This is a genomic window from Stenotrophomonas sp. YJH_SMC_106-19 (assembly GCF_059368375.1).
Window position 1 is genome coordinate 271,856 of the sequence record NZ_JCAFRQ010000005.1, and the last position, 20,036, is coordinate 291,891.

Below are 20,036 nucleotides of genomic sequence, written 5' to 3' on the forward strand. Positions count from 1 at the left end.
TCCATCACAGGCGTTCGGGCGGGTGTGACCGGAAGGGCGGACAGCGGCGGTTCCGGCAGTGGAGCGTGCGGCACAGCATGACGGCAGGCACGGGGATGACGGCAGTGACAGCTGTCATCCGATGACCTTGACGGTGGCAACTGCGAAACGTGACCAAGGGGGCGCAGGATGGCAACGTCCCCGCTACCGGTACCGCCCATGGCTCCGATCGCCCCGTCGCTGGCTGGCCTGCAGCAGGTGCAGGTGCGTCGTAACGGCGCCGGCAAGAGTACCGCGATCAGCGGGCTGTTGCGCCTGCGCAGGCCTGGCGGAGGGCAGCGCACGCGGCCGGCAGGGCCGTCCTGGCGCGCCCGCGCCTGCGCAGGATCGGCTGAACTGGCATGATCGGCAGCGATCGTTCCCGCCTGGACCCTCCCGTGTCATCGAGCTGGCTGGCCTCCCTGCTGCGCCCTGCGCCGGACTCGGCGGTCGCCGACACGCTGCGGCGTGGCAAGTCGCCCTGGAGCGAGGCGATCCATCTGCTGTGGTCGGTGTGGATCTTCCTGACCCCGCTGCTCGGCCATGGGTTCACCCTGCGCTGGCTGCTGCTGACCCTGGCCAGCTACCCGCTGTTCCTGCTGCTGTACGCCAAGGTGCTGGTGTCGCCCCGCCACCACGCAACCCGTTATGCCCTGGGTCTGATTGCAATGGCCCTGGTCCTGCTGCCCTGGTATCCGTCCGGGCTGACCTACTTCGTGTTCGGCTGCGTACTGATGCGGGTCAGCGGGCGTGGTGGCTGGTGGCGGTACCTGCTGCAGTTGACCGGTCTGAACATCGTGTTCTGTGTGGTCGCGCTCGCGTTCGAGTATCCCTGGCAGAGCCTGGTGTGGATTCCGGCGGTGTCGTACATCGTCGGCCTGGTCGTCAATGTCGAGGCGCTCAACCAGGAGAAGGAGGCGGCCCTGCAGCTGTCGCAGGAGGAAGTACGTCGCCTGGCGGCGACCGCCGAGCGTGAGCGGATCGGTCGCGACCTGCACGACCTGCTGGGCCACACGCTGTCGCTGATCACCCTGAAACTGGAGCTGGCACGCAAACTGCACGATCGCGGCGACGCGCGCGCGCGGCAGGAGATTGGCGAGGCCGAGGCCATCGCCCGCGAAGCGCTGACGCAGGTGCGCAGTGCGGTCACCGGCATCCGGGCCAGCGACCTGGCCGGGGAGCTGGCCTCGGCGCGGCTGCTGCTGGAGTGCCAGCAGGTGCATCTGCAGTACGCGCCGCCGCCGCCGATGCCGGTGGAGGTGGAGCGTGGCCTGGCGCTGGTCCTGCGGGAGGCCGCGACGAATATTGCCCGCCATGCGCAGGCGACACAGGCGCGGGTGGACTTCATGAAGGAAGGAAAAGTACTGGTGATGCAGATCCGCGATGATGGCCGGGGTGGCATGCAGGCCGAGGGCAATGGACTGAGCGGCATGCGTGAGCGCACTGCGGCGCTGGGCGGGTATGTCACCGTGCAGTCTCCGCGCGGCGAGGGCACGGTGCTGAGCGTGCGCGTGCCGCTGTCGGCGGCCACTGTCCCGTTGCCGCCCGCTGCACCCGCGCCGGTGGCGCAGGATGGCGCGGCATGATCCGCATCCTGCTGGCGGAAGACCAGGCCATGGTGCGCGGCGCACTGTCCGCATTGCTCAGTCTGGAGGCGGACATCGAGGTGCTGGGCAGCGCCGCCGATGGCGAGGCCGCCTGGCGCATGCTGCAGCAGCTGAAGCCGGACATCCTGGTGACCGATATCGAGATGCCCGGTCTGTCAGGGTTGGAACTGGCCCAGCGCATCGCACGCCACGAACTGCCCATCAAGGTGGTGATCGTGACCACCTTCGCGCGCGCCGGTTTCCTGCGCCGCGCGCTGGACGCAGGCGTGCTCGGCTATCTGCTCAAGGACGCGCCAGCGGAGAACCTGGCCGATGCACTGCGCAAGGTGAAGCAGGGCGTGCGTGCGATCGACCCACAGCTGGCACTCGATGCCTGGTCACAGGCGGACCCGCTGACCGACCGCGAGCGGCGCGTCCTGCGCCTGGCGGGCGAAGGACGGACTGCCAGCGAAATCGCCGAGCAGCTGGGGTTGTCGCACGGCACGGTGCGCAACTACCTGTCCGAGTGCATCGGCAAGCTGGGCGTGGCCAACCGGATCGAGGCGTACCGGCTGGCACGGCAGAAGGGCTGGCTGTAGCGGAGTGGCTCGACCCTTTTGAGCCGAGCCATGCCCGGCGGCTCCCGAGGGGTTCCCTGGCCCACGAGCGATCGACAGGCCGCAGTCGCGTCAGTCCTTCCCGCGCGCCATCGCCTGGAACACGCCATCGCGGCGGACCCACAGGTGGAAGAGGGCGGCACCGACATGCATCAGCACCGTGGCGAACAGCACGTAGGCCAGCAGGCTGTGCGCGCTGCGAAGCGCTGCATACAGTGCCGGTGTGTGCGGCACGATCGGTGGCAGGTGCAGTCCGCCCCCCAGCACGATGGGGTAGCCTCCCGCGGACAGCATTGCCCAGCCCACCAGCGGCATTGCCAGCATCAGCGCGTACAGCATCCAGTGCGATGCCTTTGCCGCCATCACCTGCCACACCGGAAGATCGGCCGGCAGCGGCGGCGGCCGATGGCGCAGGCGGTTGTACAGGCGCAGCAGCACCAGCACGCCGATCGCGATGCCCAGCGGGCGGTGCAGGTCGAGCAGCATCGGCCGCAGGTGCAGCGAGGCGACCATGGTCACGCCGATGAACAGCATGGCGATGATCATCACCGCCATCGACCAGTGCAGTACCCGCGCCAACAGGTTGAAGTGGCCATTGCCGGTACTCATCGTGCAGCCTCCTTCGGTTGCGCTGCCGCTCCGGCCGCGCGCTCGCGCTCGCGCCGGTTGAACGACTGCGAATAGACCGCCGACCGCGCGGCCAGGATCGGATCATCACTGCCGCGGATGCCGCTGGGCAGGATCAGCGGGTCGAAGTTCAGCTCGCCGCAGGCGCCCTGTTCCTGCGACTGCATGCGCTCCAGGCTCAGCACGCCTGCCACCACCGTTTCCCGCGCGTCCGGCCAGGGTACCGACGGGTCATCGATGGCGTCCCCCGGTTCGGCGATGCTGACCACCAGGTCCCATTGCACCGGGCCGGCCGCCAGGCGGCGCTGCAGGTCCTGGCTGAGGAAATCGACATCGGCGCGCTTGCGGGCGTCGGCATCAAGCTCGGCGACCGGCGTGCGGGGCTGCCACTGCCAGCGCACGGCGCGTCGCTGGCCCTGCGCATTGGTGAACCAGAAGCTGTTGACGCTGTTGAAGCGGGTATTGGCCCAGCTGTCGGTCCACGGCGCGGTCCGTGCCCATTGCTGGAACGCCTGCGCGCTGGGGTACTTGGCCAGCACCGCCGCCATCTTCTGCGGGTCGGGCTTGCCGGTCGCCGGATCGGGGATCTGCGCCTGCGTCTGTTCGAAGAAGGCCTCCGCCGTCGGCACCGCGAAGAACGGGAAACTGTTCATCGCCATCCGCCATTCCTGGCCATCGTCGCTGACCAGCTGCAGGGCGATGCTGCGCACCCGGGCGGTGCCATCGGCCCCATGGGGATCGCCACCACCGATCGACAGGCGGCCCAGCACCGGTACCCGGGCCTGCGAGAACACGCGCGCGCTGGACAGCGTCGGCGCCTGTGCACTGGGTGCGAACCAGCCACTCACGCACACGCCCTTGCTGTGCGCACGGCGGAACCCGGGATGGGCCGGGCCGGTGGCCTCGATGGTGTCGGTGAAGCGTTGCGCGGTGAGGCGGTGGCCGACCCAGCCGGCCAGCCAGGCAAAGCCCAGCGTGATCCCGCCAAGAATCAGGGCGATCAGCGCGATCCAGGGCAGCGGCGAATGCCTGCGCGGTGTGCGCGGCCCCTGGCCGGCGCGGGTGTAGCGGAAGAGCGACATGGTCGGAGTCCTGCCTTCACGGAATGTGTGGGTGGTCGACCGACACATCCTCGCAGAACCCGACCGTGGCCGGAATTCAATTTTTCGTCACAACCCGGTGGAGCGGACCCCTGTCCGGCTCCACCCGCGCATCGGCTGCGCTCAGGCGTAGCGTGCCTTCAGCATCGCCCAGGCCGAGCGTAGGGCCAGTGCTTCGCCGCCGGCCGGGCGGCCCGGCCGTTCGCCATCGTTCCAGGCGTACACATCCAGGTGAGCCCAGCGCTGGCCATCCTCAAGGAAGCGCTCCAGGTACAGCGCGGCGGTAACCGAGCCCGCCATGCGCGAACCGGCATTGGCCAGGTCGGCGATGCCGCTGCTCAGGTAACGCAGGTAGGGACGCCACAGCGGCATGCGCCAGACCGGGTCGCGCGTTTCATCTCCGGCCTGCAGCCACTGCTGGGCGACGGTGTCATCGTTGCTGAAAAGTGCCGGCAGGTCCGGGCCCAGCGCGATGCGCGCAGCGCCGGTCAGGGTCGCGAAGTCCAGAACCAGGTCCGGCTTCTGCTCAGCGGCGAAGGTCAACGCGTCGCACAGGATCACACGGCCTTCGGCGTCGGTGTTGTCGATCTCCACGCTCAGGCCCTTGCGGGTGGCGATGACTTCGCCCGGACGGAACGCATCCGGGCCGATCGCGTTCTCCACCGCCGGCACCAGCAGGGTCAGGCGCACCGGCAGCTGCCGGGCCATCACCAGTCCTGCCAGGGCCAGCGCGTGCGCGGCGCCGCCCATGTCCTTCTTCATGTTGCGCATGCCATCGGCCGGCTTGATGTCCAGCCCACCGGTATCGAAGCACACGCCCTTGCCGACCAGTACCAGCGCAGGATCCGTCGCCTTGCCCCAGCGCAGCACGACCAGGCGCGGCGCGCGATGCGATGCGCGGCCGACGGCATGGATGGCCGGGAAATTCTGCGCCAGCAGCGCATCACCGGTGATCGCTTCGACCTCGGCGCCGTGCGCCGCTGCCAGCGTGCGTGCGGCCTCTTCCAGCTGCTGCGGACCCATGTCCTCGGTGGGCGTGTTGACCCAGTCGCGCACGCGCAGGCTGGCGGCGATCAGATCCGCCACTTCCCCGGTCGGTGCGGCAACCAGCTGCGCCGGGTGCCGGTTGCGCTTGCGGTAGCGGTCGAAGCGATAGCTGCCCAGGCCCCAGCCCAGCTGCAGCAGTGCCTGCTCGCTGGCCGGCAGCTCACTGGCGAGCTGCCACACGCTGCCTTCGGGCAAGGCGTGCGGCGCGTGCGCATAGCTGTAGGCATCGCCGCGATCGCCCACGCCCATCACCGCACCGGCCAGACCCTCGCTGCCGGGCAGCAGGGCGATGCTGTGCGAGCCGGCGGTGAAGCCCTGCGAGGCCAGCCAGGCCTGCGTGGCGGCCGGCTGTCCGGCGTTCCAGCGGGCGAACTGCTCGCGATCCAGCACGTACAGCGGCAGTGCGGCAGAAGTGTCGGCGGTGAAGCCCGTGATCTCGCTCATGCGTCAATTGCTCCGGGGTGCGGTGGCGCCGAGGTTGGCGTCCAACCAGTCGGCCAGGCCGGTGAGGGTGTCGAACTGCAGGTCGGGCTGCAGCTGCGGATGGGTCCAGGTGGCGGCGTCGCGGTTGATCCAGCAGCCGCGCAGGCCGGCGGCGATGGCGCCGGCCACGTCCATCTCGATGTGGTCACCGACATGCAGCACCTGCGCCGGGGCCACGCCCAGCCGGGTACACGCGGCATGGAAAATGCTCGCCTCCGGCTTCGCCGCGCCATGTTCGCGCGCACCCAGCTGGAAGGCGAAATGATGGGCCAGCCCGATCCGCTGCAGGTCCGCATTGCCATTGCTCAGCGCGGCCACCGGTACCCGCGCGGCGATACGCTCCAGAGCATCGAGGGCATCGGGATAGCACTCCACCTGGTTGCGCGCGGCATAGAACGCTTCGTAGGCCGGCTCCAGCAGGTCCAGGCTGGCGCCGCTGTTCTGCAGCGCCTCACGCAGCGTCAGCAGGCGCAGCGCGCTCAGGTCATGATGCAGATGCGGGTTGTCGCGGAACGAGCGCTCGCGCAGTTCGCGCATCGCCGCCAGCGGATACATCGCGGCGGTGGCCGGGCTGTGTTCACGCATCCAGTCGTGCAGCACCTGGTCGATGCGGGCGCCGATCGGTGCGAACGGCCACAGCGTGTCGTCGAGGTCGAGGGTGATGGCAAGGACGGGGAAATTCACCCGGTCATTCTACGCCTGCCCGCGCGCGCTTTCATTCCAGCAGGCGCGCCCAGCCCTGCATGCCGTCCAGCCGGGCCAGCACCAGCTTGATGCAGACCAGCAGCGGCACCGCCAGCAGCAGCCCGATCATGCCCCAGGCCCAGCCGAACACCATCAGTGCCAGGATCAGGACCAGCGGCGAGAGCTTCATGCGCCGGCCCAGCACGATCGGGGTCACCAGCTGGCCCTCCAGGGTATGCAGGCCCAGATACGCCGCGGCGGGCAGCAGTGCCTGCAGCGGGTCGCGGAATTCGACGAAGCCCATCAGCAGCATCAGCGCTGCTCCGATCAACGGGCCCACATAGGGCGCGAAGTTCAGCAGTGCCGCCACCGTCCCCCACAGCAGCGCTTCCTGCAGGCCGATCCCCAGCAGCATCAGCACGCCCGCGAAAACCAGGCCGACCAGCGTGTTGATCACGCTGATGGTCAGCACATAGCGCGACACCTCGCGCTCGATCGAGCGCAGGATGTCGCTGGTGAAGCGCTGTTGCTGGCGGTTCGGGAACAATGCGATCGCCGCGCGCTGCAGGCTTTGCCCATAGATCATGAAGAACAGCGTCAGCAGGACCACGGCCAGTACCGAGGCGGCCAGCCGGGGGGCGCGGGTCAGCATGCGATAGGGATCGTCCAGCTGGGTCCGGATCACCTGCACCTTGCGATTGCTGTCGCCGCCGGCAACGCGGGCGAAGTTCTCGGCCGCCAGATTGGCCTGCTGCACCGGCTTGGTCAGATCCTGTACCTGCCGGGCGACCTTGCGCAGCTGTTGTGGCGCTTCCTGCGCCCATTCCATCGCCGGGCCGATCAGCTGCACGGCCAGCGAGCTGGTCACGCCCAGGCCGGCACCGAGAACCAGCAGCGCTCCCAGCGCCCGCGGAATCCACAGCTTCTGCAGCAGGCGCAGGATCGGGTTGCCGACCAGCGCGAAGAACATCGCCAGCAGTACCGGCAGGATGATGTCCTGTGCGGCCCACAGCGTGTAGGCCACCGCCAGCGTTGCCAGCACCACCAGCGACATCGGCCCGCGCGGGCGGGTGGGCGGCGGAAGGGCGGCAGCAGACGGTGCGGGTTCGGCCGGTGACGGGGACAGGAGGGACTCGCTCATCGACGTACCGACCGGGAAGGGGAGCCTATTATCCGTCCGCCGCGGTCAACGCGGCGGATGCTGTTCGTCAACGTTCGGACAGTTCGGTGGCCGCTTCGGCAGGCCGCGGTTCGCGCGCCTCAGGCTCGGCAGGTGGCGCGGAAGCGGGTGCCGCGGCAGCGGGAGCGACCGGGTCGGCGGCGGCTTCGGCAGTGTCGGCCGCATCGTCTGCGGTGTCGGCGGCGTAGGCTGCCACGGCGGCAGCCAGTGCTGCCTGGCCGCTGGCCACCAGGCTGGAGACCGAGCCGATCATCTGCAGCCAGCGCGCACCGTTCACTTTGCCCGGCACTTCCAGCTTGCCGGCCACGAAGCCACCGGCCAGGCCGACCACCACGATGCGCAGGGGAGACCAGCCCCGGCGCCAGACCTCGCTGAGCACGGTCCAGTTGTCCTGGGTTTCACCCATGCGCACGGCCACCACCTGTTCGCAACGCTTCACCCGCCGCTGCAATGCGCCGAACTTCATGGCTTGCCCTCCGGAATCTGTACGCCGGCATCGGGATCGTCTTCGCTGGGCTCGTCGAACAGGCCAAGGCGCGACAGCTGGCGCCGGGTAGCGTGCATGCCGGTGTGGTGGAAGAAGTAGGACACCCGCCAGATCGCATAGCCGGTTACCGCGAGGCTGATCAGCGAGGTGATCAGAAGCGCCTGCAGCCAACTCAGGCCCCAGCTCTGCAGCAGGGCGATGAGCGTGGCGGCCATCAGCAGCCAGGCCGAGGCCCCGAACACGATCGCCACGCCCGCCCAGGCCAGGGCCCGGCCGAACGCACTGCGGGCGAGCGCGAAATCCGACGAGGCCAGGCGACGCAGCGAGCGCAGCGTGTGCTTGGCCGAATCGGCGGCGGCGCGACCGGCCGCGCCGACCTGGCGGATGCTCTCGTCCAGCGGCGGGGTGGCCGCCGGATCGGGGCGTTGCGTGTTGTCTTCGCTCACGCCGTGGACTTACTTGTCGCTGCTGCCGCGAGCCAGCTTGGCGATGATCCAGCCAGTGGCGAAGGCAACACCGAACGATGCCAAGGGACGTTCACGGATCAGTTCAGCGGCGCTGTCGATCAGATCCTTGCCCTTGTCCATCAGTGCATCGACCTGTTCCTTGGCGGCAGCGCCGCCGAATTCAGCCGCAGCCAGGCCGGACAGCGCCGTGTCGGACAGCTCGGCCTTGACGTTGGCCTTGCCGATGCGCAGTTCGTCGGTTGCAGCGCCGGTCGCGCCCTTGATCGCACCGCCGGCAGCACTGGCGGCCTGCTTGAGGTGGGAACCGGCTTCACCCAGGTGTTCCTTCAGGTTCTCGGTATTAGTGGGGCTCATCGAATCACTCCTGTTGCGATGGGGGAACGGACGATCGGCTTCAGCCGACAGGGACGTACAGCAATAGCACTGGCCGGGTATAGGGGGTGTTACGGCGGAGCGATCAGCGCATCACCAACTGGCCCTGCTGCTGGCCGTTGTTGCGCAGGATGCGCAGCACCAGGGTCGGTGGCCGCTGCTGGAAATTCGCGCGCCAGCTGGCCAGGTCGGCGAATTCACCCACCGTGGCATCGGTGATGATGTCGCCCTGCTGGAGCCCGTTGCTGGCTGCGCGGCTGCCGCGCTTGACCTCGCTGACCAGCACCCCGCGTACGCCGGACTGGCGCAGCGATTCGGGCAGGTCGACGAAGGTCGCGCCGCCCAGGCGCGGGTCCAGGCTGTCGCCGCTGGCGGCGCGCGCCTGCTCCTTCAGCGTCGCCCGGATCTGCAGCGGCTTGCCTTCGCGGCGCACGTCCAGCGCCAGTACGCTGCCTACCGCTGCCAGGCCCTCCACGTTGTGCAGGGCTTCGGCGCTGTCCACGCGCTGCCCGTTGGCGGCAACCACCACGTCGCCCGGCTTCAGCCCGGCCGCCGCACCGGCCGAACCGGCCAGTACCCGGGTGATCAGCGCGCCGCGGGTTTCGCCCAGGCCCAGGCCCTGGGCGATCTGCGCGCTCAGGTTCTGGCTTTCCACGCCCAGGGTGCCGCGCACCACCACGCCATGCTTGACCAGCTGGTCGACCACGCTGCGCGCTAGGTTGGTGGGAATGGCCAGGCCCAGGCCGATGTTGCCGGCCATGCTGCCCTGCGGGTTGAAGCTGGCGGTGTTGATGCCGACCAGCTGGCCCTGCAGATCGACCAGCGCACCTCCGGAGTTGCCCGGGTTGATCGAGGCGTCGGTCTGGATGAAGTTCTGGTAGCCCAGCCCACGGATGCCACTGCGGCCGACCGCCGAGACGATGCCCGAGGTCACCGTCTGGCTGAAGCCGAACGGATTGCCGATCGCCACCACGAAGTCGCCGACCCGCAGCTGGTCGCTGTTGCCGAGCTTGATCTCGGTGAGGTTCTGCGCCGGGATGCGGATCAGGGCGATGTCGGTGTCGCGGTCCGAACCGAGGAATTCCGCCTTGACCGTGCGCCCGTCAGCGAGCGTCACCTGCACGTCATCGGCGTTCTCGATGACGTGGTGGTTGGTCAGCACCAGGCCTTCCTTCGCGTCGATGATGACGCCCGAACCCAGCGATTCGTTGATCCGTTCCTGCGGGATGTCCGGGAACAGGCGGCGGAAGAACGGGTCGTTGAAGAAGGGGTTGCGTACCCGTACCACCTGCTTGGTGTTGACGCTGACCACGGCGGGCATGGTCTTTTCCAGCATCGGTGCCAGCGAAGGCACCGGCTGGCCGGCGACCGAAGCCGGCAATGCGGCGGTGGCCGGAAGGGCCGCCGGCAAGGGCGCGGCGTCGGCGCGGTTGTCCAGGTGGGCGTTGATGCCGGTGGCGACGAATCCACCGAAGGCGGCGGCGATTGCGAGCGTGAGAAGGGTAGGTAGCGGTCGCATGGGAGTCGGTTCGCAGGCGTGGGATGGGGGCCGTTGGCCCATACGGTAAAACAAGCTGAATGAATCTGCCGCGGCGTGGATAAATGCGCGATGAAAGAGACCCTCGTCGATGCGGCACTCGACGACGGCTGACCCGCCTGCGGTGCGGTCGGCCATCGGCGCTACACCGATAGGGTGTGTCCGCCGGCGTGGTCAGGACACCCTCTGATACTTGCGCAGTTCCGCCGATCCAAGGTGTGCGATGGCACGTCGCGCGTGCAGGTTCCGGCAAGGGGCGTGCAGGCAGCCCGTCGCCGCGACGTGCACCTCAATCCCATGGCGCAGCGCTGAAAAAAAGGGGTTTGCTGCGGATCGACGGTAGCAGCACCAGCCTCCCCATACACTACTATCGTCGCAGCAGACGCGATTGCAGGCGTACCACCCGTTCCACGATCGTCATTGTCGGTATAGCATCGCCCCGTTTTGACAATCCACGCCCCCAGGAGGGCAACATGAGCAACGGTAATGGTGTGTCGGTCGTGACCGACGCCGTCGAGAACGCGAAAGAAACCGCCACCAACGTCGGCGAGACCATCGCCCACGCCGCTGAAGACGCAGTGAAGTCGGTCAAGAAGACCGTCAAGCGCGCCCGCAAGGCCGCCACCACCCGCGTCGCCAAGGCCAAGAAGGCCGTGGCCAAGGTCGAGAAGACCGTTGCCAAGAAGGCCGAGAAGGCCGCCAAGTCGGTCGGCAAGACGGTCGCCAAGGCCAAGCAGAAGCTGGAAGCCGCCAAGAAGAATGCCAAGGCCGAAGCCGCTGCCCTGAAGAAGGAAGTGGCCAAGAAGAAGGCCGCTGCCGGCAAGACTGTCGCCAAGAAGGCTGCTGTTGCCAAGAAGTCCACCAAGGCCGCCACCAAGGCTGCCGGCAAGAAGGTCGCCACGGTGAAGAAGGCTGCGACCAAGAAGGCAGCCGCCACCAAGAAGACGGTCGCCGCCAAGAAGGTGGCTGGCAAGAAGACCGTGGCCGCGAAGAAGGTTGTCGGCAAGAAGGTTGCCGCTACCCGCAAGGTCGCCGCCAAGAAGACGGCTGCCGCCAAGAAGGTTGTCGGCAAGAAGGCCGCTGCCACCCGCAAGACGGTTGCCAAGAAGGCAGCGACCACCAAGAAGGCCGTCGCCCGCAAGGCTGCGCCTCTGAAGAAGGCCGCTGCCAAGAAGGCTCCGGCGAAGAAGGCTCCGGCCAAGAAAGCCGTGCGCAAGGCCGCCAAGCGCAAGTAATCGCGCGAGCGGCGAAGGCCCCTCCGCCCTGCCGGGTGGTGGGGCCTTCTGCGTTCATGGGGCGGTACAACGGCCCGGCATGAAGCCTGCGGGGTCGTCCTGGGGCAAGATGAAGTCCCTCCGCTGGAGTTCCCATCATGCGCGGCATCGATTTCAGTTCCTGGCAGGGTGTGCTTTCCACGTTGGCCGGCCTGGTGCTGATAACGCTGCTGGGCGTGGGTATCCGCCTGCTGGTGATGCAGACCCTGCAGCAGCGCCGCGAGCGCGAGAACCGGCAGATCAACGAACGGCTGCGCACGCTGATGGCCGCCTACAAGACCCTGGGCGGTTCGTTCACCGGTGAGCTGGGGGTCGACCCCAGCCATCTGCGCGACCTGCGCCAGCGCGCCCATGAGCAGGGCATCGTCGAACCCGGCTCGGATCGCGCGAGGCGCATCCGCGATGCCGTCGAAGCGGCCTTGTCGGACATCCTGCTGCTGGGTACCGATGAGCAGGTGCGGCTGGCCGCGCGCGCCGCCGATGAGCTGGCGCAGGGACGACCTGTGCACACGCATGAGCTGGTGGTGTCGCTGCGCGATTTTGTCCGCGAAGCCTTGGATCTGGCGCCGATCCCGGCCGATCTGCAGATTCCACGGCAGGGCCCGACCCGGCCCGCGGGCGGCAGCGGGGGCGGCAAGGGCCGCCCTGAAGGCGAAGGCAAGGGCGGTCGTGCGGGCGGAGGCGGAGGAATGGGCATGGGCGCCGGCATGGGCGGGCTCGGCCTGGGGGCCGGCGCCGCACTGGGCGCCGGCACTGCCGGAGAAGACGACGCAGGTACGCGCTGAGCGCCGTGAAGGCGTCAGCGGGTCAGTTCGTAGATGGGTGTGAAACCGCCATAGATCATCCGCGCACCGTCGAACGGCATCGGGTTCTTAGCGGGGTCAAGGCGCGGGTCTTCCATCATCTTCTGCATGCCCGCATCACGGGTGGCCTTGTCAGGCCACTCGATCCAGGAAAACACCACCGTCTCTTCCGGTGTCGCTTTCACTGCGCCGAAGAAATCCGTCGTCTTGCCATGCGGCACGTCATCGCCCCAGCACTCGACCACGCGCAGCGCCCCGTACTCGATGAAGACCACGTCGCCGCTTCGCGCATGGGCGAGGAACTTTTCCTTGTTGGCGGTGGGAACCGCCAGAACGAAACCATCGATGTAACTCATTGCCTGCCTCCGGATGGGCCGTGCCGCATGCACGGCCTTCAAGTACCCGACGAACCAGGGCGCCGTGGATCGACATCCTGTGTGCGCCTGTTCAGCCCGGGCCACCGGGCAGCGGTGCGAGCACCGTATCCGGTGGCTGCTGGCCGGCCAGGTGGCGCACGAAGTAGTCCCACATGCGGTGCGTGTAGGTGGCGTCATTGCGGAACAGTTCGTGATCTTGCCGCGCCAGGTACAACAGGTCGTAGGTGCGCTGGGCCCTATTCAGGGCGGCGGCCAGCTGCAGGGTCAGCGCCGGTGGCGCGTTCTCGTCCAGTTCGCCATAGACCAGCAGCAGATGCCCGCGCAGAGTGCCCGCCAGTGCCGCATTGTCGAGTCCGGCAAAGGGTGCCGGCACGCCTTCCGCCATGGCCGTGGCCGGCAGCACGCCGCCGAACAGCCGGTCCATGCCGTGCACTGCGCCGCCGTACATGCCCTGGAGATTGTGGCTGCCGGCCGAGGCGACGCCCACCTTGTAGAATGCCGGATAGCGAAGCAAGGCCCGCGCAGCACTGTAGCCGCCGAAGGAATGCCCATAGATGCCGACCCGCTGCAGGTCGATGCCCCGGTAGCGTTCGCCCAGTTGGCGCAGCGCGGCCACATGATCATCCAGCTGCAGGTCGGCGCCGTGCCGGAAGCTGCTGTCATGAAACGCCCTGTCGCGGCCGCCGGTGCCGCGCGCATCGATGCTGACCACCACGAAGCCGAGCTCAGCCAGGCTGGCGCGGGATACCGGATTCAAGGCAGACACCGCCTCGGCGTAGGTCACCGGCGCATTGCTGATGAAGGCACCGCCGTACATTGCGTCGATGACCGGGAAACTGCCGTCATCGCGATAGTGGCGGGGCAGGTAGACGGTGGCGAAGATTGGCGTGCGCCCATCGGCGGCCAGCAGCCGTTCGCGCCGTGGTGGGCGCCAGCCGGCAGCAATGATCGTGCTGTCATCGGCTGTTTCCAGCAGCATCACTTCACGGCCGTCATCGCTGGCCCGCAGCACAGTGCGTGGTGGCTGGTCGAGACGGGAAACAGTATCCACCAGATAGCCACCGCCAGGCGACAGCGCCTGGGGAGCGCGCCCCCCGAACAGCGCGCCGGTACCGGCATCGGCCATGTGGTCGTTGCCATCGGCGGCCAGGCGCTGGATCGGACCGCCCTGCAGCGATACCCGGTACAGGCCGCGCACGTAGGGGTCGCCACCGTCGACGCCACCGGCGCTGAAGTACGCCCAGCCACCCGCAGCGTCCACACCCAGCAGGTCACGCACCGCCCATTGGCCGCGGGTGAGCTGGCGCAGCACCTTGCCATTGGACAGTCGCACCCGGTACAGATGTCCCCAGCCATCGCGCTGCGAGAACCACACCGCGGTGTCTTGCCCCGGCAGGATCGCTACCGCCGGCCGGTTGTACGAATACACGTTGAGCTGCAGGCGGGTATTGCTGGCTTCCTCCAGCAAGGTGCGCACGGTGCCGCTGTCGGCTTCGATTTCCACCAGTCGCAGGCGCCGCGGGGCCTCGAAGTGTGCGATCACGGCGTACAGCCGGGCACCGTCCCAACCCAGGATGCCGGCCTCGCTCAAGACGTTCCAGCCGTTGGGCAGCGCGATGTCATGCTGCTGGCCACTGCCGGTATCGATCACATACAGGCTATCACGCACCTGCTGCGCATCGCCCAGCACGCCCAGCTTTACCGTATGCACGCGTGGGCGCGCATCGCTGGCCGGCGTGCTTTCAAGATAGGGGTAGTCCAGCAGCGCACGTTCGTCGTAGCGGATACCGGCCACGTAGCGCCCATCGGGTGACCAGCTGACCGCGAACGGCCGTACCGGCAACCGGCCCTGGCGTCGTGGAATACCGCGCAGGGCAAAGTCCGGCAGTACGCCATAGCCATGCCCAGCTTCACCGCCATGGGTCAGTACTCGCGGCGCCGCTCCAGAGCGCTGCAGCCACAGGTTGTGGTCGCGTACCCGCAGCCAGGCATCACCTCCGGGCGACGGCAATGCATCAGCCGGCGGCAACGCCTGTTGTGCGGCCGTGCACTGCAGGCGTGGCCATTGGCAGTTGATCGCCGCCTCGCCGTTGAACTGCAGGCGCAGGCCATCACCCAGTACCTGCACGCTGTTCAAGCGCAGGCGTGGCCCGCTGGCACCCAGCGGTGCAACTGCGGCGGCCAGCGCATCGGGTTCGAACAGGATCTGGCGCGTAGCCTGGATTGGATCGACCAGTACCGCCTGGCGCCGGCCCTGTGCATCTTCGCGTTCGTACCAGAAGCGCCCATCGTCCAGCCAGTGGGGCAGCACCGAAGCATTGCGCAGTGCACCGCGCAGATGACTGTCATGCACGCGTTCGGCACGCTGGTAATCGGCAGCTTGCAGCGCGTGTGCGCTGTGCGCTGACAACAGCGCGACGCAGGCCAGGAGGGAGGTGCCAACAAACATCCGCAGCGGATCGGAAACGAGCAAGGCAACCTCCTGTTGATGTTGTCGATGGATCACAGATGCACGCGCGTGCCGCGCGTATGCCAGAGACCGCCTGAATCAAGCCAGAAAATTCAGCAATGCGAAGGTTGCTGTTTTCAGGGTGCGTTGTGGCGAATAACGGAGAATTTACATTCCCGATGCGACGGCGCTTCCGCGCTGCTGCTCACCATAAGAAAGTAAAGGTGTACCCCCATGAAGAATTCGCTGATTGCCCTGGCGCTGGCTGCTGCCCTGCCGTTCTCCGCCTCGGCTGCCGAGAACCTGTCCTACAACTATGCTGAAGCCAACTACGCCAAGACCGACATCGACGCGTTCAAGGCCGACGGCTGGGGCGTGAAGGGTTCCTACGGCTTCCTGCCGAACTTCCACGCCTTCGGTGACTACAGCCGCCAGGAAATCGACCACACCAATCTCAAGCTGGACCAGTGGAAGGTCGGCGTCGGCTACAACCAGGAAATCGCACCGTCGACCGACTTCGTGGCCCGCGTGGCGTACCAGAAGCGTGACCTGGAGCATGGCCTGGATTTCAACGGCTACAGCGCTGAAGCCGGCATCCGCACCGCGTTCGGTGCCCACGCCGAAGTCTACGGCATGGTTGGTTACGAAGACTTCTCGAAGAAGCGCGGCATCAATCCGGAAGGCGAGTGGTACGGCCGCCTGGGTGGTCAGGTGAAGCTGAACCAGAACTGGGGCCTGAACGGCGAGCTCAAGATGAACCGCGACGGTGACAAGGAATACACCGTCGGCCCGCGCTTCAGCTGGTAATCGCTGCAGGCGCTCTGCGCCCTGCGTGCATCGACAGGCCCGGCATCTGCCGGGCCTGTTGCGTTCCACCCAACCGAAATGAAATCTGACTGCGGCTGCGCAGTCGATGCTGCATTGCAACGAATTGGATTCCGCCGTTGCAGGGCGCGACCTACGGTGGGCATCCACTTCCGCCGGATCCGACTGATGCCGCCCGCCCCCGCCACCCCGCATACCGGGAAGCTGCGCCGCCTGGCGCTGCTGGATCCGCATCCGGTGCTGCGGCTGGGCCTGGAAGTGTTGTTATGTGAGCACAGCGGTCTGCAGGTCCGTGGCAGCTTCGCCAATGAAGCCGACCTGCTGTCGCTGCTGCATCAGCAGCCCGGTTGTGTCGATCTGCTGGTGATCGATGCCCTTCCGCTGGGTGACCAGGGGGTTGGCCTGCAACTGCTGCGCACGCTGTCGCAGCAGTGGCCGTCGTTGCCGGTGCTGGTGCTTTCAGCCCATTGCAACGCCAGCACGGTGGTGACGGCCATGCAGGCCGGCGCGCGCGGCTTCCTGTCCAAGGCGACCGCACCGCGCGTGCTGCTGCGGGCTGTGGAGGTGGTGGCCCGGGGTGGGCGGTTCGTGCCGCCGGAACTGCGCCCGCAGTTGAGCCGCTCGCGGGCGCGCCGCATGCCCTCATTGATGCCGCTCAGCCGCCGCGAGCGCGAGGTGCTGCGCCTGGTGCTGGAAGGCTGCAGCACCGGCGAAGTCGCGCAGCGCTTCGGCCGTTCCGCAAGCACGGTCAGCTCGCAGAAAAAAGCCGCCTACCAGAAGCTCGGCATCCGCAGCGACGGCGAGTTGTTCCGCATCCGCCACCTGCTCGAATGCGGCTGAAACCCGGGCTTATTCGCCCTGGTACTGCTTTTCTTCGACCAGTGCCGAACCTGCAACGCGGTTGATCTCGTTCTTGACCTGCACGCGCTCGCCATTGGTACCGTACACGCCGCGCGCCAGCTGGACGAAGGCATCATCGAACACCTGTGCCGCTTCCTTGTCGCGCAGCTGGTCCTGGATGTCCCACATGCGCTCGTTGATGGCCTTGAGCTGCTGCTTCAGCGCGGCAAGTGCCGGCTGTGCCTGCAGCTGCTGCTGCAGCAACGGCAGCAGGCCGTCCAGCTCGGTGCGCACATTGGCCAGCTTGGTGGCATCGCCGATGCGTTCGGCCTTGATCTCGAGAATGGTGATCTTGTCGATCAGCTCGCCGATCGATACCGGCGTCAGGATGGCGTCCATGGGGGGTTTCCTGGAAACAGGCGGCCATCATACCGCGCCACTGCCAAGCGGTTTTACGCTGATTTTGCGCCCCGGCCACGGTAGCGCCATCGAACCGTTACGGCCCTGCCATCGACACTGCCGTCCCGGCGGTTGAGCCGCCATTGGATGAGGAATGATGTGCAGTGAACAGCAAGGGGATGATCGCGGCGTTGGCGGGGCTGCTGGGCGTCGGCACCGCACAGGCACAGGTGAGCGGCAACGCCACGTTGACCAGTGACTACGTCTGGCGCGGCAGTTCGCAGAGTGACGGCGACCCGGCGGTGCAGGCCGGAGCGAAGTTCGCGCTCGCGTCCGGGTGGTATGCCAGCGCGTGGGGCTCGAACGTATCGTTCAAGCCGGACAACGGCGCACGCAGCGAGTTCGATCTGGTGGCGGGCTGGTCCGGCACACCGGCCGCGGACTGGACGCTGGACGCCAACCTGACCCGCTATGTGTATCCGGGGACAGCCCGCGCGCTGGACTGGACAGAGTTCGCTGCCACGGTGGGCTGGAAGCAGCGGACCTGGCTGCAGGTCGCGCATTCCAGCGATGCCCTGGCCGGTGGCCATCGCGGTACGTATGCACAGCTGGGCGTGCGCCTGCCGCTGCGCGAGCGCTTCCGGCTTGAAGCGGCCGTGGGCCACTACTGGCTGGAGGCCGCACAGGGGCCGGATTACCTGCACGGGCAGCTCAGCGCCATCGCCACGTTGGCTCCGGCGTGGGAAGTGCGGGCCACCGTGCATGACACCGATACCGCGGCCAGACGCCTGTTCCCGGGCAACGCGGGCGGGCGCTGGGAACTGGCGCTGCAGGGCAGCTTCTAGCGGGCCGGCGCCGCTACGATGGTATCGGCCACCCATGGGCCGGTACCGGGCGGCTCAACCGCGCAGGCGCTGGCTCAGGCCCTTGAGGAAGTTGCGCAGCATCTGATCCAGGCAACGTCGGTAGTTGGCATGCCCGGGTTGGCGGAACAGCGCCCCGATCTCGGACTTGGATACCTTGAAGCCGGCGCTGGCGAAGATGTCCATCAGATCGACGTCGCGCAGCTGGAACGCCACGCGCAGCTTCTTCAGCACCAGGTTGTTGTCGATGCGGGTTTCCACGGCGCGCTGCGGCTGGCTCTCGTCGCGGCCGCGCAGGTGCACGATCAGGCCATCCAGGAAGTGCGCCAGCGCACTGTCGTCCATCGGCACGAAGCCGGCTTCATCCTCGCGCCGCAGCCAGGCCCTGGCCTGCTCGAGATCCACCGCGAAGGTCGGGTCGGCCAGCTGGCACAGGGCCACCACGTGATGGTCGCCCAGGTCCAGGGAGTAGCGCACGCTGCGCAGTACATCATTGTTGATCATGGCCCATTGTAGCGGTCCGGCCGTTGTCACCGGATTGTCACCGGATTGAAGCATCGTGAGCGCTGTTCCGTAGAGACCTCGTCCGATGCGCCGGTACCTCGTTCTCCTCCTGCTGGCGGCCAGCAGTGTTGCCGCCCATGCCCAGGACCGTTTTGTTCCGGTCGAACAGCGGCTCACTGCGGCCCAGCTGGCCGAAGTGGGGCTGAGCCCGGCCCAACTGCAGGCGTTGAACCGCGTGCTGCGCCAGGCAGAGGCCGCGTCGCCTGCCATTTCCGCGGTCACGGCCGCCCCCGCCGGCGCGCCGCTGCCTGCGAATGTTCCGGCGCCGGCAGCCATGCACCTGGGGCTGGAAGAAGGCCCGGTCAGCGCACGCGTGGTGGGGGAGGTGGCCGGTTGGGCCCCCGGCACGGTGTTCACCCTCGACAACGGACAGCAATGGCAGGTGATGAAGGGACAGATGAAGCTGCGCAGGGCCCTCCAGGCGCCGCAGATCGAAGTGATCCCGGGCATCGCCGGCCGCTGGTTCCTGCAGGTCGACGAGGATCTGCCGAAGGCCCGCGTGTTCCGCCTGCGCTGAGTGTGCCCGGCGCGAAGACCGATCAGGCAAGGCAGGGTCCGGCCGACGGTGCCAGAATGGGGGTCTCGTTCCTCCACGGAGTTGCCTGATGTCCCGCACCGTCCTGATTACCGGCGCCACGTCCGGGTTTGGCGCCGCCGCCGTCCATCGCTTCGCCCAGGCAGGCTGGAAGGTGATCGCCACCGGCCGTCGCAGCGATCGCCTGCAACCGCTGGTCGAGCGCTATGGCAAGGACGTGGTGCACGCAGCGGCGTTTGATGTCCGCGATCCGATCGCAATGGAAGCGGCGCTGCTGGCGCTGCCCCCCGCATTCGGTGAGATCGACCTGCTGGTCAACAACGCCGGTCTCGCGCAGGGCACCGCTCCGGCGCAGAGCGCCAGCCTGCAGGACTGGACGACGATGATCGATACCAACATCACCGCCCTGGTGACGTTGACCCACCGCCTGCTGCCGCAGCTGGTCGAACGCAGGGGTGCGATCATCAACATCTCGTCGGTTGCCGGTGTCTACCCGTACCCGGGCGGCAACGCGTATGGCGGTACCAAGGCGTTCGTCAGCCAGTTCTCGCTGGGCCTGCGTTCGGACCTGCACGGTACGGGCGTGCGTGTGACCACCATCGAGCCGGGCATGGCCGAGACCGAGTTCACGGTGGTGCGTACCCACGGTGACCAGGCCGCGTCGGACAAGCTGTACTCCGGCGCCAACCCGATGACCGCCGAGGACATCGCCGAGCAGATCTTCTGGGTTGCCAGCCTGCCGCCGCATCTGAACATCAACCGCCTGGAACTGATGCCGGTCAGCCAGTCGTTCGCCGGCTTCCAGGTCGCGCGCGAGGGCTGACCTGCGTGCCTTCAGGGCCGCCGGGCGTGGGTCGGCCCTGCGGGGCCCAAAAAAAGAAAGCCGGGCAATGCCCGGCTTC

23 protein-coding genes are annotated in these 20,036 nt (G+C 67.6%); 10 read left to right on the forward strand and 13 right to left on the reverse strand.

Features of this window, described 5'->3' with window-relative positions; translation table 11 throughout:
- The first annotated feature begins 198 nt into the window (after positions 1–198).
- From AC5P5M_RS15440 to AC5P5M_RS15450, 3 genes are read left to right on the forward strand one after another with little or no spacing between them, the layout of a single operon-like run.
- Positions 199–384 carry a hypothetical protein gene (locus tag AC5P5M_RS15440; protein ID WP_495206112.1) on the forward strand — a complete coding sequence of 62 codons (186 nt, stop codon included), beginning with the start codon at positions 199–201 and terminating at the stop codon, positions 382–384.
- Positions 381–1,604, forward strand: coding sequence for a sensor histidine kinase (locus tag AC5P5M_RS15445; RefSeq protein ID WP_495206113.1), 1,224 nt, complete (start codon positions 381–383; stop codon positions 1,602–1,604). Before AC5P5M_RS15440 ends, AC5P5M_RS15445 begins: the two co-directional genes overlap by 4 nt.
- Positions 1,601–2,203 carry a response regulator transcription factor gene (locus AC5P5M_RS15450; RefSeq protein ID WP_053516542.1) on the forward strand — a complete coding sequence of 201 codons (603 nt, stop codon included), beginning with the start codon at positions 1,601–1,603 and terminating at the stop codon, positions 2,201–2,203. Before AC5P5M_RS15445 ends, AC5P5M_RS15450 begins: the two co-directional genes overlap by 4 nt.
- A 90-nt stretch (positions 2,204–2,293) precedes the next feature.
- On the opposite strand, the gene AC5P5M_RS15455 is transcribed toward AC5P5M_RS15450, so the two are convergent.
- The 9 genes from AC5P5M_RS15455 to AC5P5M_RS15495 form a co-directional block, all read right to left on the reverse strand.
- Positions 2,294–2,830, reverse strand: coding sequence for a cytochrome b (locus AC5P5M_RS15455; RefSeq protein ID WP_065182014.1), 537 nt, complete (start codon positions 2,828–2,830; stop codon positions 2,294–2,296).
- Positions 2,827–3,930: a catalase family peroxidase gene (locus tag AC5P5M_RS15460; protein WP_495206114.1), complete on the reverse strand. Its 1,104-nt coding sequence runs from the start codon at positions 3,928–3,930 to the stop codon at positions 2,827–2,829. The genes AC5P5M_RS15455 and AC5P5M_RS15460 overlap by 4 nt, the downstream gene beginning before the upstream one ends.
- Positions 3,931–4,071: 141 nt before the next feature.
- A complete protein-coding gene (locus tag AC5P5M_RS15465; protein WP_495206115.1) occupies positions 4,072–5,439 on the reverse strand; it encodes a leucyl aminopeptidase family protein in 1,368 nt (455 codons plus the stop codon).
- Positions 5,440–5,442: 3 nt separating this feature from the next.
- Positions 5,443–6,162 carry an HAD family hydrolase gene (locus AC5P5M_RS15470; protein WP_495206116.1) on the reverse strand — a complete coding sequence of 240 codons (720 nt, stop codon included), beginning with the start codon at positions 6,160–6,162 and terminating at the stop codon, positions 5,443–5,445.
- Positions 6,163–6,193: 31 nt separating this feature from the next.
- A complete protein-coding gene (locus AC5P5M_RS15475) occupies positions 6,194–7,303 on the reverse strand; it encodes an AI-2E family transporter (RefSeq protein ID WP_111186484.1) in 1,110 nt (369 codons plus the stop codon).
- 67 nt (positions 7,304–7,370) lie between these two features.
- Entirely contained in the window at positions 7,371–7,808 is a 438-nt protein-coding gene (locus AC5P5M_RS15480; RefSeq protein ID WP_053516536.1) for a hypothetical protein, read from the reverse strand.
- On the reverse strand, positions 7,805–8,275 hold the full coding sequence (locus AC5P5M_RS15485; RefSeq protein ID WP_053516534.1) for a phage holin family protein: 471 nt from the start codon (positions 8,273–8,275) through the stop codon (positions 7,805–7,807). The genes AC5P5M_RS15480 and AC5P5M_RS15485 overlap by 4 nt, the downstream gene beginning before the upstream one ends.
- Before the next feature lie 9 nt (positions 8,276–8,284).
- Positions 8,285–8,650 (reverse strand): hypothetical protein, encoded by a 366-nt coding sequence (locus AC5P5M_RS15490; RefSeq protein WP_053516533.1) that lies wholly within the window; start codon positions 8,648–8,650, stop codon positions 8,285–8,287.
- Between the two features lie 103 nt (positions 8,651–8,753).
- On the reverse strand, positions 8,754–10,187 hold the full coding sequence (locus AC5P5M_RS15495) for a Do family serine endopeptidase (RefSeq protein ID WP_053516532.1): 1,434 nt from the start codon (positions 10,185–10,187) through the stop codon (positions 8,754–8,756).
- A gap of 491 nt (positions 10,188–10,678) precedes the next feature.
- On the opposite strand from AC5P5M_RS15495, the gene AC5P5M_RS15500 reads away from it, so the two are divergent.
- Complete coding sequence (locus AC5P5M_RS15500; protein WP_495206117.1) at positions 10,679–11,440, forward strand: histone; 762 nt, start codon at positions 10,679–10,681, stop codon at positions 11,438–11,440.
- A 137-nt stretch (positions 11,441–11,577) separates the two neighbouring features.
- Positions 11,578–12,264: a hypothetical protein gene (locus tag AC5P5M_RS15505; RefSeq protein WP_065182009.1), complete on the forward strand. Its 687-nt coding sequence runs from the start codon at positions 11,578–11,580 to the stop codon at positions 12,262–12,264.
- A gap of 14 nt (positions 12,265–12,278) precedes the next feature.
- On the opposite strand, the gene AC5P5M_RS15510 is transcribed toward AC5P5M_RS15505, so the two are convergent.
- Together AC5P5M_RS15510 and AC5P5M_RS15515 are read right to left on the reverse strand one after the other, a co-directional pair.
- Positions 12,279–12,638: a DUF1428 domain-containing protein gene (locus tag AC5P5M_RS15510; RefSeq protein WP_053516528.1), complete on the reverse strand. Its 360-nt coding sequence runs from the start codon at positions 12,636–12,638 to the stop codon at positions 12,279–12,281.
- A gap of 91 nt (positions 12,639–12,729) precedes the next feature.
- Positions 12,730–15,132, reverse strand: a complete 2,403-nt coding sequence (locus AC5P5M_RS15515; protein WP_495206118.1) for a S9 family peptidase — start codon at positions 15,130–15,132, stop codon at positions 12,730–12,732.
- 210 nt (positions 15,133–15,342) lie between these two features.
- Here AC5P5M_RS15515 and AC5P5M_RS15520 point away from each other — a divergent pair, with 210 nt between their 5' ends.
- Complete coding sequence (locus tag AC5P5M_RS15520) at positions 15,343–15,915, forward strand: OmpO family porin (RefSeq protein WP_053516527.1); 573 nt, start codon at positions 15,343–15,345, stop codon at positions 15,913–15,915.
- 186 nt (positions 15,916–16,101) lie between these two features.
- The gene (locus AC5P5M_RS15525; protein ID WP_053516559.1) at positions 16,102–16,773 is read left to right on the forward strand and encodes a response regulator transcription factor; all 672 of its coding nucleotides are present in this window, start codon (positions 16,102–16,104) and stop codon (positions 16,771–16,773) included.
- 9 nt (positions 16,774–16,782) lie between these two features.
- On the opposite strand, the gene AC5P5M_RS15530 is transcribed toward AC5P5M_RS15525, so the two are convergent.
- Entirely contained in the window at positions 16,783–17,172 is a 390-nt protein-coding gene (locus AC5P5M_RS15530) for a DUF6165 family protein (protein ID WP_065174221.1), read from the reverse strand.
- 164 nt (positions 17,173–17,336) lie between these two features.
- Here AC5P5M_RS15530 and AC5P5M_RS15535 point away from each other — a divergent pair, with 164 nt between their 5' ends.
- Positions 17,337–18,017, forward strand: a complete 681-nt coding sequence (locus tag AC5P5M_RS15535) for a TorF family putative porin (RefSeq protein ID WP_495206119.1) — start codon at positions 17,337–17,339, stop codon at positions 18,015–18,017.
- Between the two features lie 54 nt (positions 18,018–18,071).
- On the opposite strand, the gene AC5P5M_RS15540 is transcribed toward AC5P5M_RS15535, so the two are convergent.
- Positions 18,072–18,539, reverse strand: a complete 468-nt coding sequence (locus tag AC5P5M_RS15540) for a YehS family protein (RefSeq protein ID WP_065182006.1) — start codon at positions 18,537–18,539, stop codon at positions 18,072–18,074.
- A gap of 85 nt (positions 18,540–18,624) precedes the next feature.
- Between AC5P5M_RS15540 and AC5P5M_RS15545 the strand changes: the two genes are divergently transcribed.
- Positions 18,625–19,116, forward strand: coding sequence for a hypothetical protein (locus tag AC5P5M_RS15545; protein WP_053516522.1), 492 nt, complete (start codon positions 18,625–18,627; stop codon positions 19,114–19,116).
- An 88-nt stretch (positions 19,117–19,204) separates the two neighbouring features.
- A complete protein-coding gene (locus AC5P5M_RS15550) occupies positions 19,205–19,957 on the forward strand; it encodes an SDR family NAD(P)-dependent oxidoreductase (RefSeq protein ID WP_065174225.1) in 753 nt (250 codons plus the stop codon).
- Positions 19,958–20,036 lie beyond the last annotated feature (79 nt).

Coding starts and splice junctions, on each gene's coding strand:
- AC5P5M_RS15455 (WP_065182014.1), bottom strand. CDS start 2,830: ATGAGTACCGGCAATGGCCACTTCAACCTGTTGGCGCGGGTACTGCAC.
- AC5P5M_RS15445 (WP_495206113.1), top strand. CDS start 381: ATGATCGGCAGCGATCGTTCCCGCCTGGACCCTCCCGTGTCATCGAGC.
- AC5P5M_RS15525 (WP_053516559.1), top strand. CDS start 16,102: ATGCCGCCCGCCCCCGCCACCCCGCATACCGGGAAGCTGCGCCGCCTG.
- AC5P5M_RS15490 (WP_053516533.1), bottom strand. CDS start 8,650: ATGAGCCCCACTAATACCGAGAACCTGAAGGAACACCTGGGTGAAGCC.
- AC5P5M_RS15450 (WP_053516542.1), top strand. CDS start 1,601: ATGATCCGCATCCTGCTGGCGGAAGACCAGGCCATGGTGCGCGGCGCA.
- AC5P5M_RS15500 (WP_495206117.1), top strand. CDS start 10,679: ATGAGCAACGGTAATGGTGTGTCGGTCGTGACCGACGCCGTCGAGAAC.
- AC5P5M_RS15480 (WP_053516536.1), bottom strand. CDS start 7,808: ATGAAGTTCGGCGCATTGCAGCGGCGGGTGAAGCGTTGCGAACAGGTG.
- AC5P5M_RS15520 (WP_053516527.1), top strand. CDS start 15,343: ATGAAGAATTCGCTGATTGCCCTGGCGCTGGCTGCTGCCCTGCCGTTC.
- AC5P5M_RS15530 (WP_065174221.1), bottom strand. CDS start 17,172: ATGGACGCCATCCTGACGCCGGTATCGATCGGCGAGCTGATCGACAAG.
- AC5P5M_RS15475 (WP_111186484.1), bottom strand. CDS start 7,303: ATGAGCGAGTCCCTCCTGTCCCCGTCACCGGCCGAACCCGCACCGTCT.
- AC5P5M_RS15545 (WP_053516522.1), top strand. CDS start 18,625: ATGCGCCGGTACCTCGTTCTCCTCCTGCTGGCGGCCAGCAGTGTTGCC.
- AC5P5M_RS15495 (WP_053516532.1), bottom strand. CDS start 10,187: ATGCGACCGCTACCTACCCTTCTCACGCTCGCAATCGCCGCCGCCTTC.
- AC5P5M_RS15550 (WP_065174225.1), top strand. CDS start 19,205: ATGTCCCGCACCGTCCTGATTACCGGCGCCACGTCCGGGTTTGGCGCC.
- AC5P5M_RS15440 (WP_495206112.1), top strand. CDS start 199: ATGGCTCCGATCGCCCCGTCGCTGGCTGGCCTGCAGCAGGTGCAGGTG.
- AC5P5M_RS15465 (WP_495206115.1), bottom strand. CDS start 5,439: ATGAGCGAGATCACGGGCTTCACCGCCGACACTTCTGCCGCACTGCCG.
- AC5P5M_RS15460 (WP_495206114.1), bottom strand. CDS start 3,930: ATGTCGCTCTTCCGCTACACCCGCGCCGGCCAGGGGCCGCGCACACCG.
- AC5P5M_RS15510 (WP_053516528.1), bottom strand. CDS start 12,638: ATGAGTTACATCGATGGTTTCGTTCTGGCGGTTCCCACCGCCAACAAG.
- AC5P5M_RS15540 (WP_065182006.1), bottom strand. CDS start 18,539: ATGATCAACAATGATGTACTGCGCAGCGTGCGCTACTCCCTGGACCTG.
- AC5P5M_RS15505 (WP_065182009.1), top strand. CDS start 11,578: ATGCGCGGCATCGATTTCAGTTCCTGGCAGGGTGTGCTTTCCACGTTG.